General features: G+C 46.1%; 21 protein-coding genes. 17 read left to right on the top strand and 4 right to left on the bottom strand.

The window, feature by feature from the left end; genetic code table 11:
- Window positions 1–903, bottom strand: coding sequence for an aldo/keto reductase (locus ABXT59_RS09400; protein WP_443635849.1), 903 nt, complete (start codon window positions 901–903; stop codon window positions 1–3).
- On the bottom strand, window positions 903–2,060 hold the full coding sequence (locus ABXT59_RS09395) for an LLM class flavin-dependent oxidoreductase (RefSeq protein ID WP_443635847.1): 1,158 nt from the start codon (window positions 2,058–2,060) through the stop codon (window positions 903–905). Before ABXT59_RS09395 ends, ABXT59_RS09400 begins: the two co-directional genes overlap by 1 nt.
- Window positions 2,061–2,159: 99 nt before the next feature.
- On the opposite strand from ABXT59_RS09395, the gene ABXT59_RS09390 reads away from it, so the two are divergent.
- Window positions 2,160–2,915, top strand: coding sequence for a GntR family transcriptional regulator (locus ABXT59_RS09390; protein WP_443635844.1), 756 nt, complete (start codon window positions 2,160–2,162; stop codon window positions 2,913–2,915).
- Between the two features lie 16 nt (window positions 2,916–2,931).
- Window positions 2,932–4,047 carry a Gfo/Idh/MocA family protein gene (locus ABXT59_RS09385; RefSeq protein WP_443635843.1) on the top strand — a complete coding sequence of 372 codons (1,116 nt, stop codon included), beginning with the start codon at window positions 2,932–2,934 and terminating at the stop codon, window positions 4,045–4,047.
- 95 nt (window positions 4,048–4,142) lie between these two features.
- Here the strand turns inward: ABXT59_RS09385 and ABXT59_RS09380 are convergent, their stop codons facing one another.
- Window positions 4,143–5,399: a DEAD/DEAH box helicase gene (locus tag ABXT59_RS09380; protein ID WP_443635841.1), complete on the bottom strand. Its 1,257-nt coding sequence runs from the start codon at window positions 5,397–5,399 to the stop codon at window positions 4,143–4,145.
- A 380-nt stretch (window positions 5,400–5,779) separates the two neighbouring features.
- Between ABXT59_RS09380 and ABXT59_RS09375 the strand changes: the two genes are divergently transcribed.
- The 6 genes from ABXT59_RS09375 (at window position 5,780) to mobA (ending at window position 13,977) form a co-directional block, all read left to right on the top strand.
- Window positions 5,780–7,543, top strand: a complete 1,764-nt coding sequence (locus tag ABXT59_RS09375) for an NAD(P)H-dependent oxidoreductase subunit E (protein WP_443635839.1) — start codon at window positions 5,780–5,782, stop codon at window positions 7,541–7,543.
- A complete protein-coding gene (gene fdhF / locus ABXT59_RS09370) occupies window positions 7,540–10,305 on the top strand; it encodes a formate dehydrogenase subunit alpha (protein ID WP_443635837.1) in 2,766 nt (921 codons plus the stop codon). The genes ABXT59_RS09375 and fdhF overlap by 4 nt, the downstream gene beginning before the upstream one ends.
- Window positions 10,306–10,677: 372 nt before the next feature.
- Window positions 10,678–11,919 carry an aminotransferase class V-fold PLP-dependent enzyme gene (locus ABXT59_RS09365; protein ID WP_443635835.1) on the top strand — a complete coding sequence of 414 codons (1,242 nt, stop codon included), beginning with the start codon at window positions 10,678–10,680 and terminating at the stop codon, window positions 11,917–11,919.
- A gap of 102 nt (window positions 11,920–12,021) precedes the next feature.
- Entirely contained in the window at window positions 12,022–12,489 is a 468-nt protein-coding gene (locus tag ABXT59_RS09360) for a YaiI/YqxD family protein (RefSeq protein ID WP_443635833.1), read from the top strand.
- Window positions 12,486–13,367 carry a formate dehydrogenase accessory sulfurtransferase FdhD gene (locus tag ABXT59_RS09355; protein WP_443635832.1) on the top strand — a complete coding sequence of 294 codons (882 nt, stop codon included), beginning with the start codon at window positions 12,486–12,488 and terminating at the stop codon, window positions 13,365–13,367. Before ABXT59_RS09360 ends, ABXT59_RS09355 begins: the two co-directional genes overlap by 4 nt.
- Complete coding sequence (gene mobA, locus ABXT59_RS09350; RefSeq protein ID WP_443635830.1) at window positions 13,357–13,977, top strand: molybdenum cofactor guanylyltransferase MobA; 621 nt, start codon at window positions 13,357–13,359, stop codon at window positions 13,975–13,977. Before ABXT59_RS09355 ends, mobA begins: the two co-directional genes overlap by 11 nt.
- Before the next feature lie 228 nt (window positions 13,978–14,205).
- On the opposite strand, the gene ABXT59_RS09345 is transcribed toward mobA, so the two are convergent.
- On the bottom strand, window positions 14,206–15,978 hold the full coding sequence (locus ABXT59_RS09345; RefSeq protein WP_443635828.1) for a bifunctional molybdopterin-guanine dinucleotide biosynthesis adaptor protein MobB/molybdopterin molybdotransferase MoeA: 1,773 nt from the start codon (window positions 15,976–15,978) through the stop codon (window positions 14,206–14,208).
- A gap of 222 nt (window positions 15,979–16,200) precedes the next feature.
- Between ABXT59_RS09345 and ABXT59_RS09340 the strand changes: the two genes are divergently transcribed.
- From ABXT59_RS09340 to ABXT59_RS09300, 9 genes are all read left to right on the top strand, one after another.
- Window positions 16,201–17,451 carry a sarcosine oxidase subunit beta family protein gene (locus tag ABXT59_RS09340; protein WP_443638586.1) on the top strand — a complete coding sequence of 417 codons (1,251 nt, stop codon included), beginning with the start codon at window positions 16,201–16,203 and terminating at the stop codon, window positions 17,449–17,451.
- 24 nt (window positions 17,452–17,475) lie between these two features.
- Window positions 17,476–17,877, top strand: a complete 402-nt coding sequence (locus ABXT59_RS09335) for a sarcosine oxidase subunit delta (RefSeq protein ID WP_443635826.1) — start codon at window positions 17,476–17,478, stop codon at window positions 17,875–17,877.
- Window positions 17,874–20,873, top strand: coding sequence for a sarcosine oxidase subunit alpha family protein (locus ABXT59_RS09330; RefSeq protein WP_443635824.1), 3,000 nt, complete (start codon window positions 17,874–17,876; stop codon window positions 20,871–20,873). The genes ABXT59_RS09335 and ABXT59_RS09330 overlap by 4 nt, the downstream gene beginning before the upstream one ends.
- On the top strand, window positions 20,866–21,480 hold the full coding sequence (locus ABXT59_RS09325; RefSeq protein ID WP_443635822.1) for a sarcosine oxidase subunit gamma: 615 nt from the start codon (window positions 20,866–20,868) through the stop codon (window positions 21,478–21,480). The genes ABXT59_RS09330 and ABXT59_RS09325 overlap by 8 nt, the downstream gene beginning before the upstream one ends.
- Window positions 21,481–21,920: 440 nt before the next feature.
- Window positions 21,921–22,370, top strand: a complete 450-nt coding sequence (locus ABXT59_RS09320) for a GNAT family N-acetyltransferase (RefSeq protein WP_443635820.1) — start codon at window positions 21,921–21,923, stop codon at window positions 22,368–22,370.
- Window positions 22,371–22,433: 63 nt separating this feature from the next.
- Entirely contained in the window at window positions 22,434–22,649 is a 216-nt protein-coding gene (locus ABXT59_RS09315) for a TIGR02450 family Trp-rich protein (RefSeq protein WP_443635818.1), read from the top strand.
- Window positions 22,649–22,918 (top strand): hypothetical protein, encoded by a 270-nt coding sequence (locus ABXT59_RS09310; protein ID WP_443635816.1) that lies wholly within the window; start codon window positions 22,649–22,651, stop codon window positions 22,916–22,918. Before ABXT59_RS09315 ends, ABXT59_RS09310 begins: the two co-directional genes overlap by 1 nt.
- A gap of 37 nt (window positions 22,919–22,955) precedes the next feature.
- Window positions 22,956–23,231, top strand: coding sequence for an isochorismatase family protein (locus ABXT59_RS09305; protein WP_443635814.1), 276 nt, complete (start codon window positions 22,956–22,958; stop codon window positions 23,229–23,231).
- A 208-nt stretch (window positions 23,232–23,439) separates the two neighbouring features.
- Window positions 23,440–25,053, top strand: coding sequence for an NAD(P)/FAD-dependent oxidoreductase (locus ABXT59_RS09300; RefSeq protein ID WP_443635812.1), 1,614 nt, complete (start codon window positions 23,440–23,442; stop codon window positions 25,051–25,053).
- The last annotated feature ends 47 nt before the right edge of the window (window positions 25,054–25,100 follow it).

The raw sequence follows: 25,100 nt of genomic DNA, 5'->3' as shown, positions 1-25,100 counted from the left end.
TTATGCCACTTCGTGTCCAAGCGCAGCGGTATAGATTTCAAACCATGCTTGACGATCAAGATTCACTTTTAGCGCGCTGGATAATGATTTAATACGGCTAAGATTGTTGGTGCCCATCACCGGTAAAATGTTGCATGGATGCTTTAATAGCCATGCAATGGCTACTGCATCTGCAGTGGCGTTTTGTTCATTGGCAATGTTAGATAAACAGTTAAAAATAGCCTTACTTTTTTGGTCGTTAGAATTAAACAGCGACCCTCCACCAAGGGGAGACCAAGCCATAGGTTTAATTTTTCGTTCTTGTAAGAAGGCAATATCCCCATTAGTAAAAGGGCTGGTTTCCATAACGCTAAGTTCAATCTGGTTTGTGACAAGTTGGGTATTCATAGCCGATTGTAGCAAGCTCCAATCATGGGGTTTAAAGTTGGAAACACCAACAGATCCCACTTTGCCAGATTTCACCAGTGCATCTAGTGCTCGTCCCGTTTCTTCATGATCCATTAAAGGGTCAGGGCGATGAATTAACAAACAATCAATATGCTCTATATGCATTTGTGTTAAAGAGCATTCGACTGAAGAATTGATATGGGCTATTGATGTATCATAATGTTTCACGCGCGCACTTTGGTATCGCCCAACTGGCGCAACGATATCGCATTTGGTTATTATCTCGACCTTATCTATTAAGTGTGGAGCAGCAGAGAAACATTTTCCAAGTAGGCTTTCAGCACCATAATCGCCATAAATGTCGGCTTGATCCAGGGAGGTTATCCCTTGCTCTAAACACGCCTCTATTTTGGCCTGTACGGCGGCAGGCGAGGTGTCGTGATCATCCCCTAAGCGCCACATGCCATATATTATTTGACTTAATTCCAGATCTTTTGAGAGTGCTATGCGTTGCATTAACGTCTTTCTCCTATGCCTAATGGCGTGTGTGGTATAGAGGTGGGAACCCGGCCTTGCAATTGAGGCAGTGAACATGTTTCAAGGTGTGGGAGAACTTTTTTGCCAAATATTTCACACTCTGCAAGGTGCGGATAACCTGAAAATATAAATGCCCGAATACCCATTTTTTTGTACTTTTCAATCTGCGTTAAAATCTGATCTGTCGAACCAACCAAGGCCGCACCACAACCTGAACGTGCACGTCCAATCCCTGTCCATAAATGGGGCTCTATATAACCTTCCAAATCAGCCAGTTCGCGGTTTTTTGTTTGGTGCGAAACCCCTAAAGAGATTGAATCTAATGCCCTTTCACGAATGAGTTTACCCTGCTCATCATCGAGTTTGGAAACTAGCTCTCTTGCGTATTCTTTTGCCTCGGCTTCGGTATCTCGAACAATCATATGCACGCGCAGTCCATAATCTAAGACACGTCCATAACTTCGCGCGCACTCATTAACAGCTTTCATACGCTCTGCCAGAGCTTCTTGTTTTTCCGGCCACATTAAATAGACATCACAATGTTCGCCACATAAATCTAATGCAGACGGTGAGTAACCGCCAAAATACAGCAAGGGCCCACCATTTTGCTGATAAGGTTTAGCAGGGCCTGCTGGTAGGTTTTCAAAATTATAAATCTCCCCTTGGAAGTTAATCTCATCCTGCGTCCAGGCTTGTTTTAAAATTTCTACAACTTCGCGTGAGCGTTGATAACGAAATGCACTGTCTTCTTTTTGGCCCGGAAAATCTGAAGAAATAATATTAACAGTTAAGCGTCCCTTCATCATATGATCAAGCGTGGCGATGGTGCGCGCAAGCATAATAGGGTGCATTTCACCGCACCTTACAGCGGCTAATATGTTGATATTATCAGTAAGAGGAGCATTACCTGCCACAAATGTAAGTGTGTCTTGCCCAACTTGGTACGAGGAGGGGCATAAAATGTTTCTATAGCCTAGTTTGTCCGCCGTTTGAATAATGTTTGAGGTGTTTTCCCATGAAGAACGCAAGCTGCCTTCAGGCACTCCCAAATGATGGTAATCATCCGAACATAAAGGTGCGAACCATGCAATCTCTGCTGCAGTAGTGTGTTCTGATCTTATAGGGACAATAGACAAGTTAGCTTTCTTCCATTGATTAATTGAGTGATTTAAATTACTATAACAATTGTGTATCAATATATCAATAGTGCATCAATTAACAAAATCTCACAGCATATGAAATCTGCATTATCCAAAAATCGACTACCATTGCATGTTGAAATTAGTGAAATGTTAGCGCGTGAAATTCAAGCTGGGATATTGGCTGACGGATCACGCTTGGCCTCTGAACGTTTGATGGCAGACGAGCTTGGGGTAGCCGTTGGCACCTTGCGTAAGGCATTAATGGAGCTAACACAAAAAGGCCTTTTGGAACGTGTGCAAGGTTCTGGAAATTATGTGCGTAAACCTAAGCAGTCTCAACACATTGATACAATATACAGTTTCTTCCGCTTAGAGTTAATCAAAGGAGGAGGTCTGCCAACGGCTCAAGTTTTATCCGTTGAAAGGCTGAACAAAGCTAAACATTTTCCAGCATTGGGTCCTCAATTTGGAACTGCTGCCGACGGATTTAGAATAAGAAGATTAAGGCAGCTGAATTCAATTGATAGTGCGATTGAGGAGATATGGATAGATGCGCCTAAAAATAGACACGTGAGTGTGGAAGATTTGTCCGACTCTTTATATTTGTTTTATCGTGAAAATCTCAAATTCTGGATCACTAGTGCAGAAGATCAAGTGAGCATCAATCAAATGCCAGATTGGACACCCACTGCCTTTGCCAAAGACCCAACAGCGATTCATTTTAATAACGAACATAAAGTATGGGGATATATCGAGCGCCAAAGCTATGATCAAAATAATATGCTTGCTGAATATTCAATGACTTGGTTTAACCCCTGGGTGGCGCGTTATGTCGCGCGCATAAAATAATAAAGAGGTATTTTTCGTGACGGTTTTAAACTATGGCATGATCGGGTGTGGCATGATGGGTCAGGAGCACATCAAGAATATTAAACTGCTTGAGAACACCCGTATCGCTGCAATTTTCGAACCCGATCCTAGTATGGCAACTATCGCAAAAAAACTGGCCCCTGAAGCTGAATTTGAGCCATCAATAGAAGCATTGCTAGGGCGAAAAGATCTTGATTGTCTGGTTATTGTGAGTCCTAATTTTTTGCATGCCCAGCAATTAAAGCTAATAGCCTCACTTAATCCATTACCTATTTTGGTAGAAAAACCTTTAATAACCAATCCATCTGATGCCACGCTCATACAAGAGTTGAGTAAAAACTACCCTAAGCCAATTTGGGTGGCTATGGAATATCGTTATATGCCCCCTGTTGCAAAGCTGATAAGCCAGGCAAATGCCTTATCAGGTGGGGTAAAGCTTCTGACCATTAAAGAGCATCGGTTTCCATTTTTAGAAAAGATTAATGACTGGAACAGGTTCAACGAAAATTCTGGGGGTACATTTGTTGAAAAATGTTGTCATTTCTTCGATCTAATGCGCCTCATAATGAAGTCTGAACCAGTAAGAATTATGGCTTCTGCTGGACAAGCTAATAATCATTTAGAAGAAAAATATAATGGGCGCACCCCTGATATTTGGGATAATGGTTATGTCATTGTTGATTTTGCATCGGGCTCACGAGCAATGCTGGAACTTTGTATGTTTGCAGAAGGATCAAACTATCAAGAGGAAATTTCAGCAGTTGGAGTGGAGTGCAAGGTGGAGTGTTTTGTGCCAGGACCAAGCCGTTTTTGGCCTACACATCTTGGCCCATCTCCAACCCCCAAGGTTATTGTGAGTCCAAGAGCACCCAAAGGCCCAAAAGTTCTTGAGATACCAGTAGACACTAAGCTTCTGCAAGCTGGTGATCATAACGGATCTACTTACTACCAACACCAAAAGTTCCAGCAAGTGGTACTGGGCAACCAAAAGCCTGAAGTGACGCTAAAAGATGGTTTAATCGCTGTTCAAATGGGTATGGCCGCCCAAGAAGCGGCTTCACAATCTCGAATCATTGAACTGTCCACCAGCATGAAGACAAAAGACCAGTAAATACAGCCAAATCACTTAATGCCTTTGTGAAGCAATGAATATTTGGCCTAACCCTATGTAGGCTTAAAACCACGCTAAGTCGTTAAAGGGTGTCACTATTTTTTAAAATTTTTGGCTTTTTTAGCTTTCGCTTTGTCAGCTTTGGCTTTATCTGATTTAGAAACTTTTGGTTTTTTAGCCTTAATTTTTTTCAATACCGCAGGTTCTTCTTTTTTAGGGGAGAACCCAGGAAATATTTGGCGGCTAATGTCATTGCCAATATAGCGTTCAATGCGGCCAAGGTTAGGCCAGTCCATGGCATCAACGATAGACCAGACGCTGCCGGCCTCACCATCACGGCCTGTGCGACCCGCGCGGTGCACATAGCTGTCTGCCTTTTCTGGCATGTGTAGGTTAATCACATGGCTTAGACCTGGTAAATCAACACCCCGAGACATAACATCTGTAGCTACTAAAACCTTAGTACGTCCGCGGCGCATGTCTTTAATTTGTTGGTTTCGATCACTTTGGCGCAGATCACCATGTAAACCTGTGCACTGTATACCCAGCGTGCGTATGACTTTAAGCCAGATGTCTACCTGCTTACGACTATTAACAAAAACAATGGCTTGTTTTACTTCTGGCAACCGCAGTAAGGCTTTAAGTAGGTGTTCTTTGTGCTGTTCGTTGTCGGCTTGATAAACTGCTTGGATAATTTTTTTAGCCACATGGCGGGGTGCTTCTACAGCAACCTGGACGGCGCTCTCTGCTAATAAATCATGGGCAAAGGCCTGCACTTTATCGCCTTCCAACGTGGCCGAGAACATCGACGTTTGGCGCTCAAGTGGCAGCAAGTCTGAGACTTGGTGGATGGCTTGTATAAAACCTAAATCCAACATGCGATCGGCTTCGTCAATCACAAACACAGTCACTTGAGACAAATCCAAGGCCATGTGTTCTTCAATTTCTATTAAACGGCCAGGCGTTGCGACTAAAACATCAATGGTTTCAGCCACCATGGCCTTTTGCATGCCAAAGGGTACGCCACCCACAATGAGGCAACTCTTTAGGTGATTGTGAGCCACGAGTTGCTCTACTTGATCGTAGGTTTGACGGGCTAGCTCGCGAGTAGGGCTAAGAATAAGTACCTTGGGCGTACCCACTTCTTGCCTTGGAGTGTCTAAAATGTGTTGCAAGGCAGGCAAAACAAACGCCAGTGTTTTACCCGTGCCAGTGGGCGCAGATGCCAGCACATCATGACCTTCTAAAAGTGGTGGAATAGCTTGCTGCTGGATCGCAGTGGGTTGGGTAAATTCGTGCTCTGCAAGGGCATGCAGTAATTCTTTATCCAGCTGTAAATCGACAAAAGACACTGTGGCATAACTCAATGAATAAACAAGCCCGTAGGATACCGTATTTTGTTGATAATAGATTTAGCAATCTAGGCTTATGAGTTGGAAAGCCTTGCTCTGAAAAATCTTTGGACTACGACATGGGTTTCGATAGGTGAAGTAAATTATGTAATAGTTTCAGCGACATGTTATCAGCATTTTGTAAATGCTATTATTTCATGGAGATAGACTTGTGTAAGAGGCATTAGTGTCGCAGCAATGTCGTTTTCAGATATGCGCTGATTTCCAACGCTTGGATAATGGAGCGGTTATATCATAGTGTTCTGGCGCAGGAATAACTGAATTTTTGTAACGCATTGCGGCGCATAGAACCTCGAATTTAAGTTAAAACAGAGAACAACATGTCTGCTGATTCAACCAAAGACAACGTAGTGCGTTTGCACCCAGGCGCTGGCCGAAATAAATCTCGTATTCACCTGCGTGGACGTCAAGTTAATTTAGACACATTAGCGCAGCTGCGACAATTAATGGGTGACCAACCGATTAAACGTGACATGCTGGTTGAGTACTTACATCTGATTCAAGATAACTTTGGTTACTTGTCTGCCGCACATCTGGCAGCCTTGGCTCACGAAATGAATATCCCTATGGCTGAAGTCTATGAATGTGCCACTTTTTATGCGCATTTTGACATTGTTAAAGAAGGTGAACTACCGCCTCCTGCAGTTACTGTGCGGGTTTGTGACAGCCTCAGTTGTCAACTTGCAGGTGCCGTTCAACTCAAGGCAGCCATAGAGGCTGGAACAGATCCCACTGAAGTGCGTATTGTTAACGCGCCATGCATGGGTCGCTGCGACACCGCTCCAGTGGCTGAAGTAGGTCATTATCATGTCGATCGTGCTGATGCGGCTAAAGTTGTGGCTGCGATTCAAGCTAAACATTTTCACCCAGAGATTCCAGACTACCTAGCCTACGATGCCTATGTAGCAGAGGGTGGTTACACTTTGCTAAAGCAATGTTTAGCGGGTGATTATAGTTGGGAAGATATCCAAAAGGTATTGGCTGATGCCAACCTTAAAGGTCTGGGTGGTGCTGGTTTCCCCACGCACATGAAATGGAAGTTTGTGCGCCAAGAACCCAAGCCCCGTTACCTTGCGATTAATGGTGACGAAGGTGAACCGGGAACATTCAAAGACCGCTTGTATTTAGAATCTGACCCTCATCGTTTTATCGAAGGTGCGTTAATCAGTGCTTGGGCTGTGGAAGCCGAAGCTGCTTATATCTACCTGCGTGACGAGTACCCAGCAGCATTGGAAATATTAAAAGCTGAAATCGGTAAAGTCGAGGCTGCGGGTCTAGCACCTGCAGGTGGCATTCATTTAAGACGCGCTGCGGGTGCATATATCTGTGGTGAAGAGTCAGCCATGATTGAGTCCTTAGAAGGTAAGCCTGGCATGCCTCGTCATCGGCCACCTTTTGTGGCTCAGGTCGGTTTGTTTAACCGACCCACCCTTGTAAATAATATTGAAACGGTTTTCTGGATTCGCACCTTGGTCGATAAGGGTGCAGAGTGGTTCTCAAGCCAAGGCCGCAACGGTTCTCAGGGCTTGCGCAGCTTTTCTGTGTCTGGCAGGGTTAAAAACCCAGGAGTTAAGTTAGCCCCCGCAGGTATTACCATGCAGGAACTAATGGAAGAATATTGTGGGGGTATGGCGGATGGTCACACCTTTAAAGGCTATCTTCCAGGAGGTGCCTCAGGAGGCATATTGCCCGCAGGTATGGCGGATATCCCACTCGATTTTGGCACGCTGAATAAATATGGTTGCTTTATTGGGTCTGCTGCAGTGGTGGTTTTATCAGACCATGACAATATGCGCGATGTGGTAGTGAACTTACTCAAGTTCTTTGAGGATGAGAGCTGCGGTCAATGTACGCCGTGTCGTGTGGGTACAGAAAAAATGGTTAAATTACTTCAGCGTCCAGATTGGGATCAAGCCTTAATGGCCGAACTGACCCAGGCCATGTGCGATGCCTCCATTTGTGGATTAGGCCAAGCAGCGTCTAACCCCATCAGTACCGTATTTAAATATTTTGACGCTAATTTGATCGCTACTGATCTGGCTGCCAGTGCAAAATCAGTAGCCATTGCGGGAGACACAAAATGAGTCAAGATATTATTAGTTTCACCCTCGACGGTGAAAGTGTGACCGCCAAAAAAGGCGAAACCATTTGGCAAGTCGCTCAGCGTTATGGTGAAACCATTCCTCACCTTTGCTACAAGCCAGAACCGGGCTACCGAGCAGACGGCAACTGTCGTGCTTGCATGGTCGAAATTGAAGGGGAACGAGTGCTCGCTGCTTCTTGCTTGCGCTCACCCAGTGAAGGTATGGTCATCACCAGCGCCAATTCTGAGCGGGCACAATCGTCACGTAAAATGGTCATGGAGCTTTTAGCCACGGATCAGCCGGATCGTGAAGAATCACCTGATAAAAGCTCACACTTTTGGGCCATGGCCGATCTCTTAGCAGTTGATGCGAGTCAAGCTCGCTTTGATGAAACTGAAAAACCGTGTGCTGATAACAGCAGTAAAGCCATGCGTGTGAATTTACAATCATGCATTAACTGTAACTTGTGTGTGCGGGCTTGCCGTGAAGTTCAGGTCAACGATGTGATTGGTATGGCTCATCGTGGCGCTGAATCTAAAATTGTATTTGATTTTGATGATCCTATGGGTGATTCCACCTGTGTTAACTGTGGCGAATGTGTACAAGCTTGTCCTACTGGGGCCTTGATGCCATCTACAGTGACCAGTGAAGATGGTAAGGGTGACAGTGCAGATTACGACCGTAAGGTAGACAGTGTATGTCAGTATTGTGGTGTAGGCTGTCAGTTAACCTATCACGTAAAGGACGAGCGTATTGTTTATGTTGATGGTCGAGACGGCCCAGCTAACCAGAATCGTTTGTGTGTAAAGGGTCGTTTTGGTTCTGACTATATTCACCACGGTGACCGCATCACTAAACCATTGATTCGTCTTCAAGGTGCACGCAAAGGTATTCATAATGACTTTGATCCAGCCAAACCGCTAACGCACTTTCGCGAAGCCAGCTGGGAAGAGGCTCTGGACTTTGCCGCTAATGGCTTCGTTAAAATTCGTGATACTCAAGGTAAAAAAGCCCTTGCAGGTTTTGGTAGTGCTAAAGGTTCTAACGAAGAAGCTTACTTGTTTCAAAAGTTGGTACGCACTGGTTTTGGTAGCAACAACGTAGACCACTGTACCCGTTTATGTCACGCCTCCTCGGTAATGGCATTGTTGGAAGGCTTGGGATCTGGTGCAGTATCAGCCTCCTTCATGCAGGCGAAGCACGCAGACGTGGTGGTGATTACGGGTGCTAACCCAACCAACAACCACCCTGTTGCTGCAACTTTCTTTAAGCAAGCTGCAAAAAATGGCACCAAGATTATTGTTTTAGACCCACGTGGTTTGGCAATGAAGAAATATGCCAGCCACATGATTCAGTGCCAACCAGCAAGCGACGTAAGCTTCTGGAATGCTATTATGAACGTTATCGTTACAGAAGAGCTGTACAACCAAAAGTACATCGACTCGATGACGACTGGTTTTGACGCGGTGAAAGAGCACGTTAAGCGCTACACACCCGAAGCAATGTCACCCATTTGTGGTGTAGATGCAGACCTCATTCGTGAAGTGGCACGTTTATATGCTACAGCTAACAACGCCATGATCTTCTGGGGCATGGGCGTATCTCAGCACGTGCATGGCACTGACAACTGCCGCGCTATGATCTCTGTGGCGTTAATGACAGGCCAGATGGGCCGTGAAGGGACTGGTTTGCATCCACTTCGTGGTCAAAATAACGTTCAGGGTGCATCGGATGCGGGTCTTATTCCGATGATGTACCCAGATTACAAAGGGGTTAACGTAGCCAGTGTTAAAGCCATGTTTGAGGACCTATGGGGCACTGAACTTTCTGATGAGCCAGGCTTAACTGTCGTAGAAACCATGGACGCTGTTCATGATGGTTCTGTCACTGGTATGTATGTGGAAGGGGAAAACCCAGCCATGTCTGATCCAGACTTACACCACGCCCGTGGCGCCTTGGCTAAACTTCAGCACTTAGTGGTACAAGACTTGTATGTCACCGAAACGGCGATGTATGCAGATGTCGTCTTACCCGCTTCAGCATGGCCGGAAAAGGACGGCACGGCATCTAACACTAACCGTACAGTGCAAATGGGTCGCCAAGCAGTGAACCCACCTGGTGACGCACGTCAGGATTGGTGGATTATTCAAGAATTGGCCAACCGTATGGGCCTAAATTGGACTTACACTCATCCCAAAGATGTGTTTGCCGAAATGAAGCAAGCGATGCCAAGTTTGAATAACTTGACTTGGGAGCGACTAGAAAGGGAACATTCAGTAACATACCCTTGTCCTGCTGAAGATCATCCGGGTAACGATATCGTGTTTATCGATAGCTTCCCTATTGAAGGTGGGCGCGGCAAGTTTGTTGCTGCAGACATCATAGATCCTGATGAACGTCCTGATGACGAATACCCAGTCATCCTTACGACTGGCCGTCAGCTAGAACATTGGCATACAGGCTCGATGACTCGCAGAGCCACTGTACTAGATGCCCTTGAGCCTGAAGCAGTGGCGACCTTGAGTCGTGAAGAACTGTCTAAGATTGGAGCTAAAGCAGGGGATATGATTCGTGTTTCTACCCGTCGTGGCAGCATTGAATTATTGGCCCGTGAGGATGCTGATGTCCCGGCTGGCGTGATTTACATTCCATTCTGTTTCTCTGAAGCGGCGGTAAATATGCTCACCAACGCAGCACTTGATCCTGTGGGAAAAATCCCAGAGTTCAAATTCTGTGCCTCACGCATTGAACGCGTTAACTAATCAATGCATTGTGAGTGACTGTCGGTAAAATAAGGCAAGGCGAGACAAGACAAGACAAGACAAGACAAGACAAGACAAGACAAGTGAAGCCACAATAGGTTATTGAGTGGTCACTTGGCTCAGGCCATCTTAAAAGACCAGCTAAATGCTGGTCTTTTATTTTCTATGGCTGGAGATTGTGAATGATTCCCCTTGTTTAGAAACTGCCCGCTAACTTGGACATTATTTTCCCGCCTGAGCCATGACATTGTTTAGTGTTTAATACTTAAAATATGTTAAAAAGGTAAGCATAAAAGGGCAAGGTTAATTAGTCGATCGTGAAATGACTGATGCCGATGACAGCTGCACTTATGTTTTAAGGAATACGCTATTATGAAAACTAAAACTTTAGATTTAGATTTTGTTCGCCGTCAGTTTCCAGCCTTTAGTGAGCCGAGTTTAAAAGGGACAGCTTTTTTTGAAAACGCAGGTGGCTCCTACATGTGCCGCCAGGTGATGGATCAGTTAGACCACTACCTGCGGCAAACTAAAGTGCAACCATTTCATCCATACCCTCAGGCCCAAGAGGCTGGGGCACACATGCAAAATGCTTATGGGAAATTTTCAGGTTGGTTAAATGTGGGCCCAGAAGAAATCTACTTTGGTCCCTCCACGAGTCAAAACACCTATGTATTAGCTCAGGCCATGTTAGGTTGGCTCAAAGAAGGTGATGAAATTATTGTCACTAATCAAGATCACGAAGCAAACTCTGGCGTTTTTAGAAGGCTTGCACAGCAGGGTATTGTAGTTAAAGAGTGGTGTGTTGATGCAAACAGTGGCAGTTTAAATGTGGATCATCTGCCTGCTTTGTTTAATAAACACACTAAACTCCTTGTCTTCCCCCATTGTTCTAATATTCTCGGTGAGATTAACCCAGTGGCCCATATTGCTGATTTAGCGCGAGACAAGGGTGTTAAAACTCTTGTTGATGGGGTCTCTTATGCGGGGCACGGTTTGCCCGACGTAGACGCTCTAGGCGTCGATATTTACCTATTTTCGCTCTACAAAGTCTATGGTACCCATCAAGGGGTCATGGTTGTGCGCCAGCAAATGGATGCATGTTTGAGTAACCAAGGGCATTACTTTAATGACCATTTGCGTGAAAAGCGCTTAACTCCCGCAGGTCCAGATCATGCACAAATTGCAGCAGCAGCGGGCGTTTGTGATTATCTAACGACCCTTTACCAGCATCACGTGGGCTCCAGTAAGGCCCGTGACCAAAACAAAAACAAAGTGGTTCACGACTTATTGAGACAAGCCGAGATCGATGTACTAGAACCTCTATTGGAATTTTTTAATGAGCATCAGAAAATCACGCTCATTGGCCCCAAGCATGCGGTCAACAGAGCACCCACAGTGTCAGTTTTGGTTAAAGGTCACAAAGCGTTTGATCTAGCCAGCGCATTAGGTCAAAAGGGACTCATGTGTGGCGCTGGGCATTTTTACTCAAAGCGGCTTTTAGAGGCCATGGGCATTGATGCTGAAGAGGGTGTTTTACGATTTTCTTTGGTGCACTATACCAGTGCCCAAGACGTTACTAAACTCACGCAAACACTTAAGGCGCTTATTGTATAAAAATCAGTAGCTGCGTTAGGAAGGTTTATCGTGCTGGTGATCTAGTTCTTAACTGCAGATTGGTGCACAATAACTTATTGTCTAGCTTTCATGTTTATTACTATGCCAATTTGGGTCGATGCAGATGCCTGCCCCGGTGTCATTAAAGAAATTTTGTTTCGTGCGGCTGAGCGCGCACAAATTGCTACCACCTTGGTAGCCAACCAATATATTAAAACACCGCCATCTAAGGTCATTAGTAGTATCCAGGTAGGTCAAGGATTTGATGTGGCTGATAATGAAATTGTGCTGCGAGTCACGGCAGGAGATTTGGTGATTACGGGTGATATTCCTTTGGCTGCAGAAGTGGTTGAAAAAGGTGCACAAGCGCTTAGTCCAAGGGGTGAATCTTATACCAAAGAAACTATTCGACAGCGTTTAAATATGCGGGACTTTATGGAAACACTGCGTAACAGTGGTGTTCAAACTGGAGGTCCAGCTACCTTAAATCATACGGATCGCCAGACCTTTGCGAATAAATTAGATCGCTGGATTGCCAAACAGGATAAACAAAAAAAGGCATGCCCATGAAACAAGCGGACCTTTCAAGTTACCTTGTGCACCCCAACCCAGATAATGGCGCGCTCACCAGTCAAGTCACAGGGCGTGATCATACGGGTGCGGATGTTGATGTGGACGTCGTCACTGAACGGGGTTTGACGGTGTATTTAAATAAACAAGAAATTGTGACTCTGATGACCCTAGGGGACCACCCTCAATACCTTGCGGTGGGTTTTCTGTTGAACCAAAATATGCTCCAAGCCGATGATGTGATTACCGGTATAGACTATGACGAAGAGCTAGAAGTTGCCATAGTGCGCACTCAGCGTGAAACTGATTACGAAGATAAAATGAAGAAAAAAGTACGCACGTCTGGCTGCGCTCAAGGCACCGTATTTGGTGACATCATGGAGAAGTTCGATACCATTGATCTGTCTCAAGACGCCACATTAAAGACCAGTTGGCTCTATCAACTAGCGCGCCAAATTAATACTACGCCGAGTATTTATCAAAAAGCGGGAGCCATCCACGGCTGTGTTTTATGTCATAAAGCGCAGCCTTTGGTCTATATGGAAGATGTGGGGCGCCATAATGCCATCGACAAAATTGCGGGCTATATGCACATGCACAAGATTCAACCCCATGATAAATGCTTCTACACCACAGGCCGTTTAACCTCTGAAATGGTGATCAAAACTGTGCAAATGCAGATTCCTATTCTTATTTCACGCTCGGGCTTTACTGCTTGGGGTGTTGATTTGGCTCAAAAAGCAGGACTAACGCTGATTGGCAGGGCTAAAGGGCGTAAGTTTTTAGTGTTAGCCGGTTTTGAACGAGTGCACTATGATGTTGATGTAGATCAGATTGCCGATGAACCTAAACACGCAGGCCGTAAAAATGGCGATTAAAGCCAACCAATTGGTGGGAGTGATACTTGCAGGGGGACTTTCTAGACGCATGGGTGGTGGTGATAAATCCATGTTAGCCCTAGGTGGCCAATCCATTCTCAATTATGTGGTTGACTTAGCACAAGCCCAAGTTGAAACCTTGGTCCTCAACGCTAATGGTGACGCAGAGCGTTTTGCCTCTTTTGCACTGCCTGTTCAGGCTGATATAGTGCCCGATTTTGCGGGTCCTTTAGCTGGTGTGGTATCGGCTATGGCATGGACAAAACAAAATAGAACGAATGCCACGCATATTATTACTATGGCTGCAGACACGCCTTTTTTTCCAGCAGACTATGTAGCTCGAATGCTCAAGCAAATGCAGGAGAAAGAGCAACGTTTGGCGTGTGCTAGCTATCAGGGTCGAACTCAGCCAGTGTTTGGCTTATGGCCAGTGGACTTATTTGAAGACTTATACCAAGCTATTGTAGAGGACGACATGCGCAAGGTGGATCGTTTTACTGCCCCTTATGGGGTTGCAGATGTCGCCTTTGACGAGCTGTTAGAAAACCCATTTTTTAATGTCAACCGGCCAGAAGACCTGATCCTTGCAGAGCAGTTGATCAGTCAATAACCAGCGCAATATTGACAGAGCTACCCATTATGCATAAATAGAATTGGTTATATTTTGTGGGAAGGTCTGAGCACTAGGCGTGAATTACTATTAATGAGTGAATCCGTTTATAGGCCTAAAGCTTAAAAAGACAGATCGGTAATCTTTATCATAGCTCTAGGACTGCCAAGAATTGTAGCGTTTTTAAGAGTAAACATTGGCCTTGGTCATAGGGCCCTAAACTCAAAATTAAGCATCACCCATGCCAAAACTGGTAAAGGGAATAAAGTCCACAAGTGAGCCAGCAGGTATGTTGCCACTCGCTTCGTCCACTTCTACCAGACCATCAGCACGGGTCATAGAGGTTAAAATACCTGACCCATGAGATGCGCTGCGTTGCAACACATAGTCACCATTAGGCTGTTGTTCTTGAAAGACTCTCAGCCACTCTCTTCGACCGACCTTCTTATTAACATCAAAACCTAGTTTTTGTGGGTATGACTTAGGACGATGCCAACCACCCCCACTTAATACCCGAATTAAGGGTTGCCCAAACATTAAGGTACATACGTTAGCCGCCACAGGATTGCCAGGTAAACCAAGGAACAAGGCTGAGCCGAGTTGACCAAAGGCCAGAGGCCTGCCTGGTTTAATAGCTAAGCGCCAAGCATGAACTTCGCCCAGGTCTTTTAATACGGTGGCTATGTGATCGTGGCTGCCCGTTGAAGCACCACCAGAAGTAATGATGAGTTGGTGATCTTGGCTTGCACTATCCAACGCAGTGCGGATTGTCGAGAAATCGTCTGCCAAAATACCAAGGTCTGTAACCTCGCAGTGTAAACTGGTCAGTAAGGCTTTAAGCAGGTACCGGTTGACGTCATAGATACCGTCTTCGGGTAACTCTTGTCCTAGTTCATAGACTTCATTGCCAGTTGAAAAGAGTGCTACCCTAACCTTGTTATAAACCCTTAACTGGGCTTGGCCCGCCGCGGCAGCAAGGCCAATATCTTGTGGCCGAATGAGCTGGCCTTGGTTGATAATAACCTCTCCAGCCTTGACGTCTTCGCCCTGTGGACGCCAGTTAGAGTGGGCTTTGTAGTGGCTTGGAAAGGTGACAGAGTCGTTAGTAAGGTGCACATCCTCTTGCATAACCACTGTATTCGAGCCTTTGGGCATTTGTGCTCCAGTCAACACCCGCATACAGTAACCCTGTTTGAGGCTGAGTTTCTCACTTCCTCCCGCGTTGGCTTCCGTCGCCATGAGTGGCAGTGTGGCGTCTGGTTGCTGGATTAAATCGTTACAGTTAAAGGCATAACCATCCACAGCTGCATTATCAAACCTAGGGCTGTCATATGGGGTCGTTAAAGCTTCAGCTAAACGACGGTTCATGCATTGTTCTAGCGGCAGCGTTTGGCTTTTGACTTGCGTGGACGCTAGTGCCTGCATACGCTGCCAAACGGTCTCAGCGGTTTGTAATTGTTGGGCTGGGCTGTAACAGTCATTAACCTCATGCACTGCTGGTGAGGTGACTAAGCCAGTGTGCTGCAAAACGAAGTCTGTGACTTGTTGTATATTGTTGAGGTCTAATTGCGGCAGATCACTGAGCAGATGGGGTTGATCTGTGACAAGCGCAACAATGTTGGGCATCTGATCAGCCAACAAGCCCTCCTTATTATGGTGTCGTACGATTTCCAATTTTGGGTGAACGGCACCTTTATAGCCCTCTACGATGACTAAATCACAGGGCTCAAACAAGGGGAGTAATTGCTCTAGTTTTGGTGTATCTTGCTCACGGTGTTCACGCATTAAGGCCCAGCGGTGCTGGGTGGCCAAAAGAGTTTGTTTAGCGCCTGCGGCACGGTGACGGTAACTATCACGCCCTGGTTCATCAATATCCACATTATGGTGGGCGTGTTTCACTGACGACACCTTATAGCCCATGGATGTAAGTTGGCTAATAAGCCTTTCCACTAGGGTCGTCTTGCCGTTATTTTTCCACCCAACAACACCAAAAACTTTCATGCCGTGATTCCATTATATACTGCACAAATATGCCCCAATTGTACTGCATTTTTATACCTGTGTGGTTTGGGTTGACACATCAGTGTGTTATTAATTCAGTGCTTTATCTGCAAGCTTCAATTTGGGTCGCAATTGAATAAGAGCCTTGGGCTAGGTTTTAGCACAATGACTCCCATAATAAAGATTCATATCGCTTTGCAGCGAATACCATCGGGTCATACTATGAAAAAATATTCAGGCTTTAGTCTTTTCAAGCACTCCCTTAGCCATCATGAAAACTGGCAAGCAGTTTGGCGCAGTCCACAGCCTAAAAAACAATACGATGTCATCATTGTTGGTGGCGGTGGACATGGTCTGGCGACTGCCTATTACTTAGCTAAAGTGCATGGTATTACCAATGTGGCCGTGTTGGAGAAAGGCTACTTAGGCGGTGGTAACACCGCGCGAAATACCACTATTGTTCGCTCCAACTACTTATGGGATGAAGCCTCTAAATTATATGACCATTCTTTAGATCTTTGGAAAGACCTAAGCCAAGACTTAAACTACAACGTCATGTTTAGTCAGCGTGGCGTATTGAATTTGGGTCACAACTTGCAAGACATGCGCGATATTGAGCGCCGAGTGAATGCGAATCGATTGAACGGTATTGATGGAGTGGTACTCAATACAGCAGAAGTGAAAAAGATTGTGCCCGTCATCAATGATTCACAAGATATTCGTTACCCTGTTTTAGGTGCCTCTTGGCAAGCTACCGGAGGGGTGGCACGACATGATGCAGTGGCATGGGGTTTTGCTCGTGGCGCTGATAGTTTTGGTGTGGATCTTATCCAACAATGTGAAGTCACTGATATCATCAAAGAAGACGGCGCTGTGGTGGGTGTGCAGACCACGCAAGGTTTTATTGGTGCTAAAAAAGTAGCCTGCGTTACGGCAGGTAATTCGGGCGTCATGGCAGCGATGGTGGGTTTACGTTTGCCTATTGAATCGCGGCCATTGCAAGCTTTGGTTTCAGAACCGGTTAAGCCCATCATCGACACCGTGATTATGTCCAACGCAGTGCATGCTTATGTCAGTCAGTCGGATAAGGGTGACCTAGTGATTGGCGCCGGTACTGACTCTTACAATGGCTATGGCCAGCGTGGCAGTTTCAATGTGGTAGAACATACCTTATCGGCCATCTGTGAACTATTTCCCATGCTCAGTCGTGTGCGCATGAATCGAGCTTGGGGTGGAGTAGTCGATACCTGCCCAGATGCTTGCCCTATATTGTCTAAAACAAGCGTTAAAGGCTTGTACTTTAACTGTGGTTGGGGCACAGGTGGCTTTAAGGCCACACCGGGTTCTGGGCATGTGTTTGCTCACACCCTAGCGCACGATGAACCCCATCCTTTAGCTGCACCTTTTAGCTTGGATCGTTTTAATACGGGCCATTTAATCGACGAGCACGGCGCTGCTGGCGTTGCCCACTAACTTTTAGCATAAGGAGACATACACATGCATCATATTTACTGCCCTTATTGCGAAGAAATGCGCGAAGAAGAAGAGTATTCCTATACGGGTGAAGCACACATCGAACGTCCAAAAGACCCAGCATCCATTTCTGATGAAGCTTGGGGAGATTACCTGTTCTTTCGGGCTAACCCGCGCGGTATTCACCATGAAATGTGGTACCACGCAGCGGGTTGTCGGCGTTACTTTAACGCCACCCGTGACACGCACAGCTATCAAATCCATGAGACCTATAAAATGGGTGAATTGCCCGCAGTAACGGCGCCAACCAAAGCTGCGCTAGTTGCAGATAAGGCAAAAGCTGCGCCAGTCAAAGATAAAGCTAAACCCAAAACTAAAACTAAAGCTAAAGTAACCCCAGAAGAGCAGCAAGGAGATGCCTCATGAGCCAAATTAATCGCATAGCAACAGGCGGTCGAATTGATCGGTCTAAACCCATGAGTTTTACCTTTAATGGCAAAACCTACCAAGGTTTTGAGGGTGACACCTTAGCCTCAGCCATGCTTGCAAATGGCGTTGGCATCGTGGGTCGCAGCTTTAAATACAGCCGAGCGCGAGGTATTTTAGGCCATGGTGCTGAAGAGCCTAACGCCCTCATGCAGTTGCACAAAGGCAATGCATCGGTGCCTAATCCTCGGGCAACCCAAGTAGAGTTGTTCGATGGTCTAACGGCTTCCAGCACCAACGGTTGGCCGAGTGCGGAATTCGATCTCATGGGTTTAGTCGGTAAAATTGGAGGCAAAATGATGCCTGTTGGTTTTTACTACAAGACCTTTATGGCGCCCCAAAAAATGTGGATGACCTACGAAAAGTTTATTCGTAAAGCTGCAGGTTTTGGTCGTTTGTCCCTTGAGCCTGACCCAGACACTTATGACAAATTAAATGCCCATTGTGATGTTATGGTGGTGGGTGCAGGTCCTGCAGGTTTAGCGGCTGCTCTCGAAGCAGGCCGCAGTGGCAAACGCGTGATCATTGTAGACGAGCAAAATGAATTTGGTGGTACCTTATTAGCGAGCAAGCAATCAGTTGACGGCGTGGACGCAGTGACTTGGGCAGAACAAGCTGCGCAAGAGCTAGCAGCCATGGCCAATGTGACAGCTATGCCCCGAACCACAGCATTTGGTTATTACGATCACAACTTTGTATGTGCCATAGAGCGGAGAACAGATCACCTTGGCCCAGTTGCCTTGAAGGGCACACGTCAGCGCATTCATCGTATTCGGGCCCACCAAGTGGTGTTGGCGACGGGCGCCATTGAACGGCCCTTAGTGTTTGCTAATAACGATCTCCCCGGCATCATGCTGGCGCATTCTGTGTCGACCTACATTAACCGTTTTGCTGTAGTTCCTGGCCAACGCTGTGTCGTTATGACAACCAATGATTCAGGTTATCAGACCGCTTTAGACATCCAGTCGGCAGGCCGCACGGTCGTGGCTGTAGTAGATTCTCGCCATGCTCCTGATGGACGCCTGGTTGAATTGGTAAAAACGGCTGGTATCCAAGTGATGGCAGGCTATGGTGTGATTGAAGCCCAAGGCGCAAAGCACGTAACTGGAGCCATTGTGGCGCCCTTAAATGAGGTGGCTGACCAAGTCACAAGCCAAGGCAAAACCCTCAGTTGCGACCTTATTGCAGTGGCGGGTGGTTGGAGCCCTGTGGTGCATCTGAGTTGTCACACCGGGAGTCGGCCTATTTGGAAAGAGGATGTGGCTGGCTTCGTACCAGGTTCAAGCCTTCAAAATCAACATTTAGCAGGCGCAATTACGGGTGAATACCAGTTGTCGCAGGCCCTAAATGCTGGCATCCAAGCAGGTGCTGCTGCAGCTGGCACACAATCCACTCAAGTATTTAATTGTGGTGATGAATCTGAAGGCGCTGCACAAGCCCTTTACTTGATTCCTCACACTAAGCCAATTAGTCGTGCCCCAAAACAGTTTGTTGACTTCCAAAACGATGTCACAGCAGCAGGCATTGAATTGGCCACCCGTGAAGGGTTTCAGTCTATTGAACATGTTAAACGTTATACGGCCATGGGTTTTGGCACTGATCAAGGCAAAACGGGTAACGTGAATGGCATGGCTATTGTGGCTAAGGCCTTGAATAAGTCGATTGCTGAAACAGGCACTACTATTTTTCGTCCGGCCTACACTCCAGTCACCTTCGGTGCTATTGGAGGCCGCGATATTGGTGCGTTATTGGACCCAGCACGTCATACGGCCATGCATCCTTGGCATGTGGCTAATGGCGCAGAATTTGAGAACGTGGGTCAGTGGAAGCGCCCTTGGTATTTCCCGCAGGCAGGGGAAACCATGCAGCAAACCCTTAACCGAGAATGTTTAGCGGTGCGCAACAGTGTAGGTATATTGGATGCATCAACCTTAGGTAAAATCGACATCCAAGGTAAGGATGCACGTGAGTTTCTAAATCGGGTTTATACTAATGCTTGGTCAAAGTTAGCACCGGGCAAGTGTCGTTATGGGCTCATGCTCAAAGAAGACGGCATGATCTTTGATGATGGGGTAACCGCATGTTTAAGTGACACTCATTTTCTTATGACCACCACCTCTGGCGGCGCTGCTGCAGTGTTGGGTTGGTTAGAATTATGGCATCAAACGGAATGGCCAGAGTTAGATGTTTACTTCACCTCGGTTACGGATCAATGGGCCACCTGTTCTTTTGCGGGGCCTAATTCTCGTAAGGTGCTAGAGAAGCTCTGCACCGACGTAGACCTGTCTGCAAAAGCCATGAAGTTTATGGATTATCGCGAGGGCACTGTGGCGGGCATTAAGTCACGCATCTTCCGTATTTCCTTTACTGGGGAGTTATCGTTTGAGGTGAACGTGCCAGCAGACCAAGGCCATTATATGTGGCAACAACTTATGGAAGCCGGTGAAGAGTTTGGCATAACGCCATACGGCACTGAATCTATGCACGTATTGCGTGCAGAGAAAGGCTTCATTATTGCGGGCCAAGATACCGATGGTTCCATGACCCCCTATGATTGTTTGATGGGCTGGGCTGTGGGCAAAACCAAAGCCTTTAGTTTCTTAGGTGAGCGCTCATTTAGCCGGCCCGATACGGCCCGAACAGACCGTAAACAGCTGGTGGGTTTAAAGCCAAAAGACCCCACAGTGGTTATTCCAGAAGGCGCGCAAATCGTTATGGATCCCCATCAGCCTATTCCTATGGATATGGTGGGCCACGTCACTTCCAGTTACTGGAGTGAATGTTTAGGTCATGGCATTGCTATGGGCACAGTCAAAGGTGGCTCAGAGCGGATGGGTGAAACAGTGTACTGTCCCCTAGCTGATGGCCGCGTCTTGGCCGCTGAGATTTGCAGTCCCGTGTTCTATGATCCAAAAGGAGATCACCACCATGACTAGTGCATCAACAACTAACGTATCAAGTGTCAAAATGAAGCAATCACCATTGCATCATCACGCGTCGCACACTAACGCTGGCGATGCTGGGTTAGTCATGAAGGAAGACAAATTCCGTGGCCACCTTAATCTGCGGGGCAACCCATTAGATGCAGCATTTAACTCAGCAGTAGAGCATGTTTTGGGTGTCGCATTGCCCACTAAGGCGAATACCAGTAATCGTAAGGGTGATACTGTGATTTATTGGTTATGTCCTAACGAATGGCTAGTTATTGTTGTGAGCGGCACACAAGGGCATGTTGAGGCCGACTTGCGCTTGGCAATGGGTGATCAGCACGTGGCTATCACCGATCTGAGTAGCGGCCAAACCTTAGTTAATTTGTCAGGCCCTCGCTTAGCTGAGGTATTACAAAAATCAACCGTGTACGATTGTCACCCAGATAATTTTCCAGTGGGCAAAGTAGTACAAACCACTTTTGCAAAAACAGGCACCACCCTGTGTAAATTAGAAGATGGTTCCATGGACCTAGTAATCCGCCGTAGCTTTGCAGACTACTTCTTCCTTTGGCTGCAAGACGCCAGTGAAGAATATGGATTAAAGATCGTCTAACTCAGATCACAACCCACCAAAGGCCAGCTTATGCTGGCCTTTTTTTACTTTGAAATTAGTAATGGGCTGGTCAATAGTAATGCTTTTCGTGGTTAACCCATTTGGCTTTTAAATTTTTAGGATTAAGCAGGGTGACTTTAGTATTGAATAACCTAGCAGTACGAGGTTGGATATACAGCATAGCTCTGTTTAAAAAATAAGGAGCGCAAGCCGCTCTTTTTTTGTAACAGGACAAGTAATACGCAGAAAAACGACGATACTTTCAATATGTTGTGAACCAATATTTTTCAGAAATAGATAAATGAAACTGAGAGGGATGAGCGAAGGCCAATAGGGCGGGTGTTGTTCAATTAGCGCGCTTGTTATTATGTTCTTAAGGTCATAAAGTAGTCCCTAGATTAGTTGATAAAGCAGTCAAGCCGCTGGCTTAAGAGGTTGTTATGAAGATAGTGGTGGGTGAATTAAGTCTGCAAGATAAATCGCAATGGCAAGCCCTTTACCGTGGCTATGCGGAATTCTATCAAGTGCCTATGAATCAAGAAATCCTCGATACCGTTTGGTCTTGGATCTTTGATAAAAACAATGCGTTTTATGCACTGGTGGCCAAAGATGATTCAGGGCAGTGTTTAGGCTTAATGCACTATCGTGCTATGCCATCACCGCTGCGGGGTAAGATTGTAGGTTTTCTTGATGATTTGTTCATTAAACCCGAATGTCGTGGCCAAGGTATTGTCGAAGCTTTGTACCAAGGTCTTAATGAGTCTGCGGTGCAAAAAGGCTGGCCCTTTGTGCGCTGGATTACTGCCGAAAATAATTATAGGGGCCGTGGGGTTTATGATAAGTTATCAGACAAAACCCACTGGGTGACCTACCAAAAACCGACAGTTTAAGTAGACTGCCAGCTAGACTATTGATCGACTTAAAAATCACTCTTTATTGCTCAGGAAAAATCTGTGAATCCAATTAGCTCAAAAAAATTACTCCATAGTAAGTGGACGGCTGTAAAACCTGAAAATAAGGAAAAACACTTCACTATTACCGAGGTGGAGTTCGATGAAGATGAGATGGTGGTGTCTTGTACTATGGAAGCCATCATGTCCAAACGCTCGTTTTTGATCCAATGGAAACAACTAAAAGACACCAATCAATGGCTTCAAGGCTGGAAATAATGAGCCATCCTCATGATCGATGCGCATTCATCCTTATTAACTGCCAGCAAGGGTTTAAAGACTGGGGTTACTGGGGTGCTAACCGCAATAATCCGGCGTTAGAGCATAATCTGTTACAACTACTAAACCACTGGTGCGCTCATCAGCTTCCTATCGTGCACGTGGTGCAGCATAGCCGAGATGTTAACAGCCTTTTAAGAAGGGACAAAAGTAGTGGTGAAATTTGGCCAGAGCTAACGCCAATAGCGGGGGGAGGAGTTAATTGTTAAGCATGAAAATTCGTCATTTATAGGCACCGAGCTTGAGGTGTACTTACGCCGTAATCATATCAACCAACTGGCTATTGCGGGGTTAACCACTAATCATTGTGTCTCCACTACCGTGAGAATGGCGGGTAATATGGGTTTTGATGTGCGTTTGGTGGGTGAAGCCTGTGCCACTTTTGATCGATTGGGACCTGACGGATCTACTTATGCTGCACAATTAATTCATGACATCGCCCTTTCAGATCTGCAAGGTGAGTTTTGTCAGGTGGTTGGGATAGGTGAGTGGTTAACAAAAGTCGCTAACAAAAGTTGCTAAAAAATAAGAGTGACCATTTGACTGAAGCCTGAGGCACGACAAGCATTTTAGGTAGCTCGAAGCATTCTATGGCATTGACTTAGTTGTAGGCAGATTTATAGCGCTTATCTGGGGTAACTATAAGACAGTTACCCTATAAGCAGGTAATATAGCCACCTACCATGGATCAGTCACACAGATCAGCCACACCCTGTATTGGAACGCCTAGATGATACGCATCAGTAATCTGCAATTACCACTTGAACACGATGATGAGGCGCTTGGCCTTGCTATTCTGGCACGTCTGTCGATTCAAACGGACGATTTGTTAGACTATGTGGTGCATCGTAGAGGTTACGATGCGCGTAAAAAAAGTAAGATTGTACTGATCTACACCCTAGACGTGAACACCAACCAAAATGACGCTTTACTGGCTGCATTTGCCGATGATCAGCTTATTAAAACTAGCCCTGATATGAGCTATAAATTTGTTGCTAAAGCGCAGGCAAAAGCTCAACAACGGCCCCTAGTCATTGGGTTTGGCCCCTGTGGTTTGTTGGCGGCTTTAGTGCTGGCACAAATGGGTTATAAGCCCATTGTTTTAGAGCGTGGCGCAGCAGTGAGGCAACGAACCAAAGACACCTTTGGCTTTTGGCGTAAGAAAATCCTTAACACTGAATCTAACGTACAGTTTGGTGAGGGTGGGGCAGGTACCTTCTCTGACGGTAAACTATACAGTCAGGTTAAAGACTCAAAACACTATAGCCGCAAAGTACTTGCTGAGTTTGTTGCAGCGGGTGCGCCTGATGAAATATTGTTTGTGAGTAAGCCCCATATTGGTACCTTTAGGTTGGTGTCGATGGTGGAAAAAATGCGCGCTAAAATCATTGAACTCGGTGGTGAGATTCGTTTTAACGCCCGCGTTGATGGGGTGCAAATAGAAGACGGTAAGATGTGTGGTGTCACTTTGGCTGATGGCGAGGTGATTCATTCTAAACATATTGCTCTGGCTATAGGGCATAGTGCTCGTGACACCTTTGAGATGTTGTTTGATAACAAGGTTTATATTGAAGCCAAACCCTTTTCTATTGGGTTTCGCATTGAACATCCGCAGTCGGTGATCGACCAAGCCCGCTTTGGGCCTAATGCAGGGAATGAGATTCTAGGTGCTGCCGACTACAAGCTAGTGCATCATTGTGCTAACGGCCGATCTGTATACAGTTTTTGTATGTGCCCAGGAGGCACAGTTGTGGCAGCAGCATCTGAACCGCATCAGGTGGTTACTAACGGCATGAGTCAATACTCCCGTGCTGAGCGCAATGCCAACAGTGCCATTGTGGTGGGTATTAATCCGTCTGACTATCCAGGCAATGCTTTGGCGGGTATTGAGTTACAGCGTCAATTGGAGCGCCAAGCTTATGTGCTTGGAGGGGAGAACTATGATGCCCCAGCCCAAACAGTGGGCGACTTTTTAAAGGGCCAGTCATCCAAGCAATTGGGCAGTGTTGAACCTTCCTTTCAGCCGGGTATCAAACTCACAGATTTGGCTGACGCCTTACCCGACTTTTGTATTGACGCTATTCGTGAAGCGATTCCAGTGTTTAACCGCAAAGTGAAGGGGTTCGCTTTAGCAGATGCTTTATTGACTGGAGTTGAAACACGAACTTCGGCGCCTATTTGCATTAAGCGAGATAAAGATTATCAAAGTGTTAATACCCAAGGTTTATTCCCAGCCGGAGAAGGTGCTGGCTATGCAGGGGGTATTATGTCAGCAGCCATTGATGGCATTAAGATTGCTGAAGCCATGGCTTTGAGCATGAATAAGGCTCAAGAATCTGTCTAAACCCTGACCTGCAAGCTTTAATGAAGGTTAAATTAAAGCTAAGCGAA

Origin of the sequence: Candidatus Njordibacter sp. Uisw_058 (genome assembly GCF_047730065.1) — a bacterium.
In the GTDB taxonomy this organism is placed as follows: Bacteria; Pseudomonadota; Gammaproteobacteria; order Pseudomonadales; family Balneatricaceae; genus Njordibacter.
This window is presented reverse-complemented; position numbering and strand designations above follow the sequence as displayed.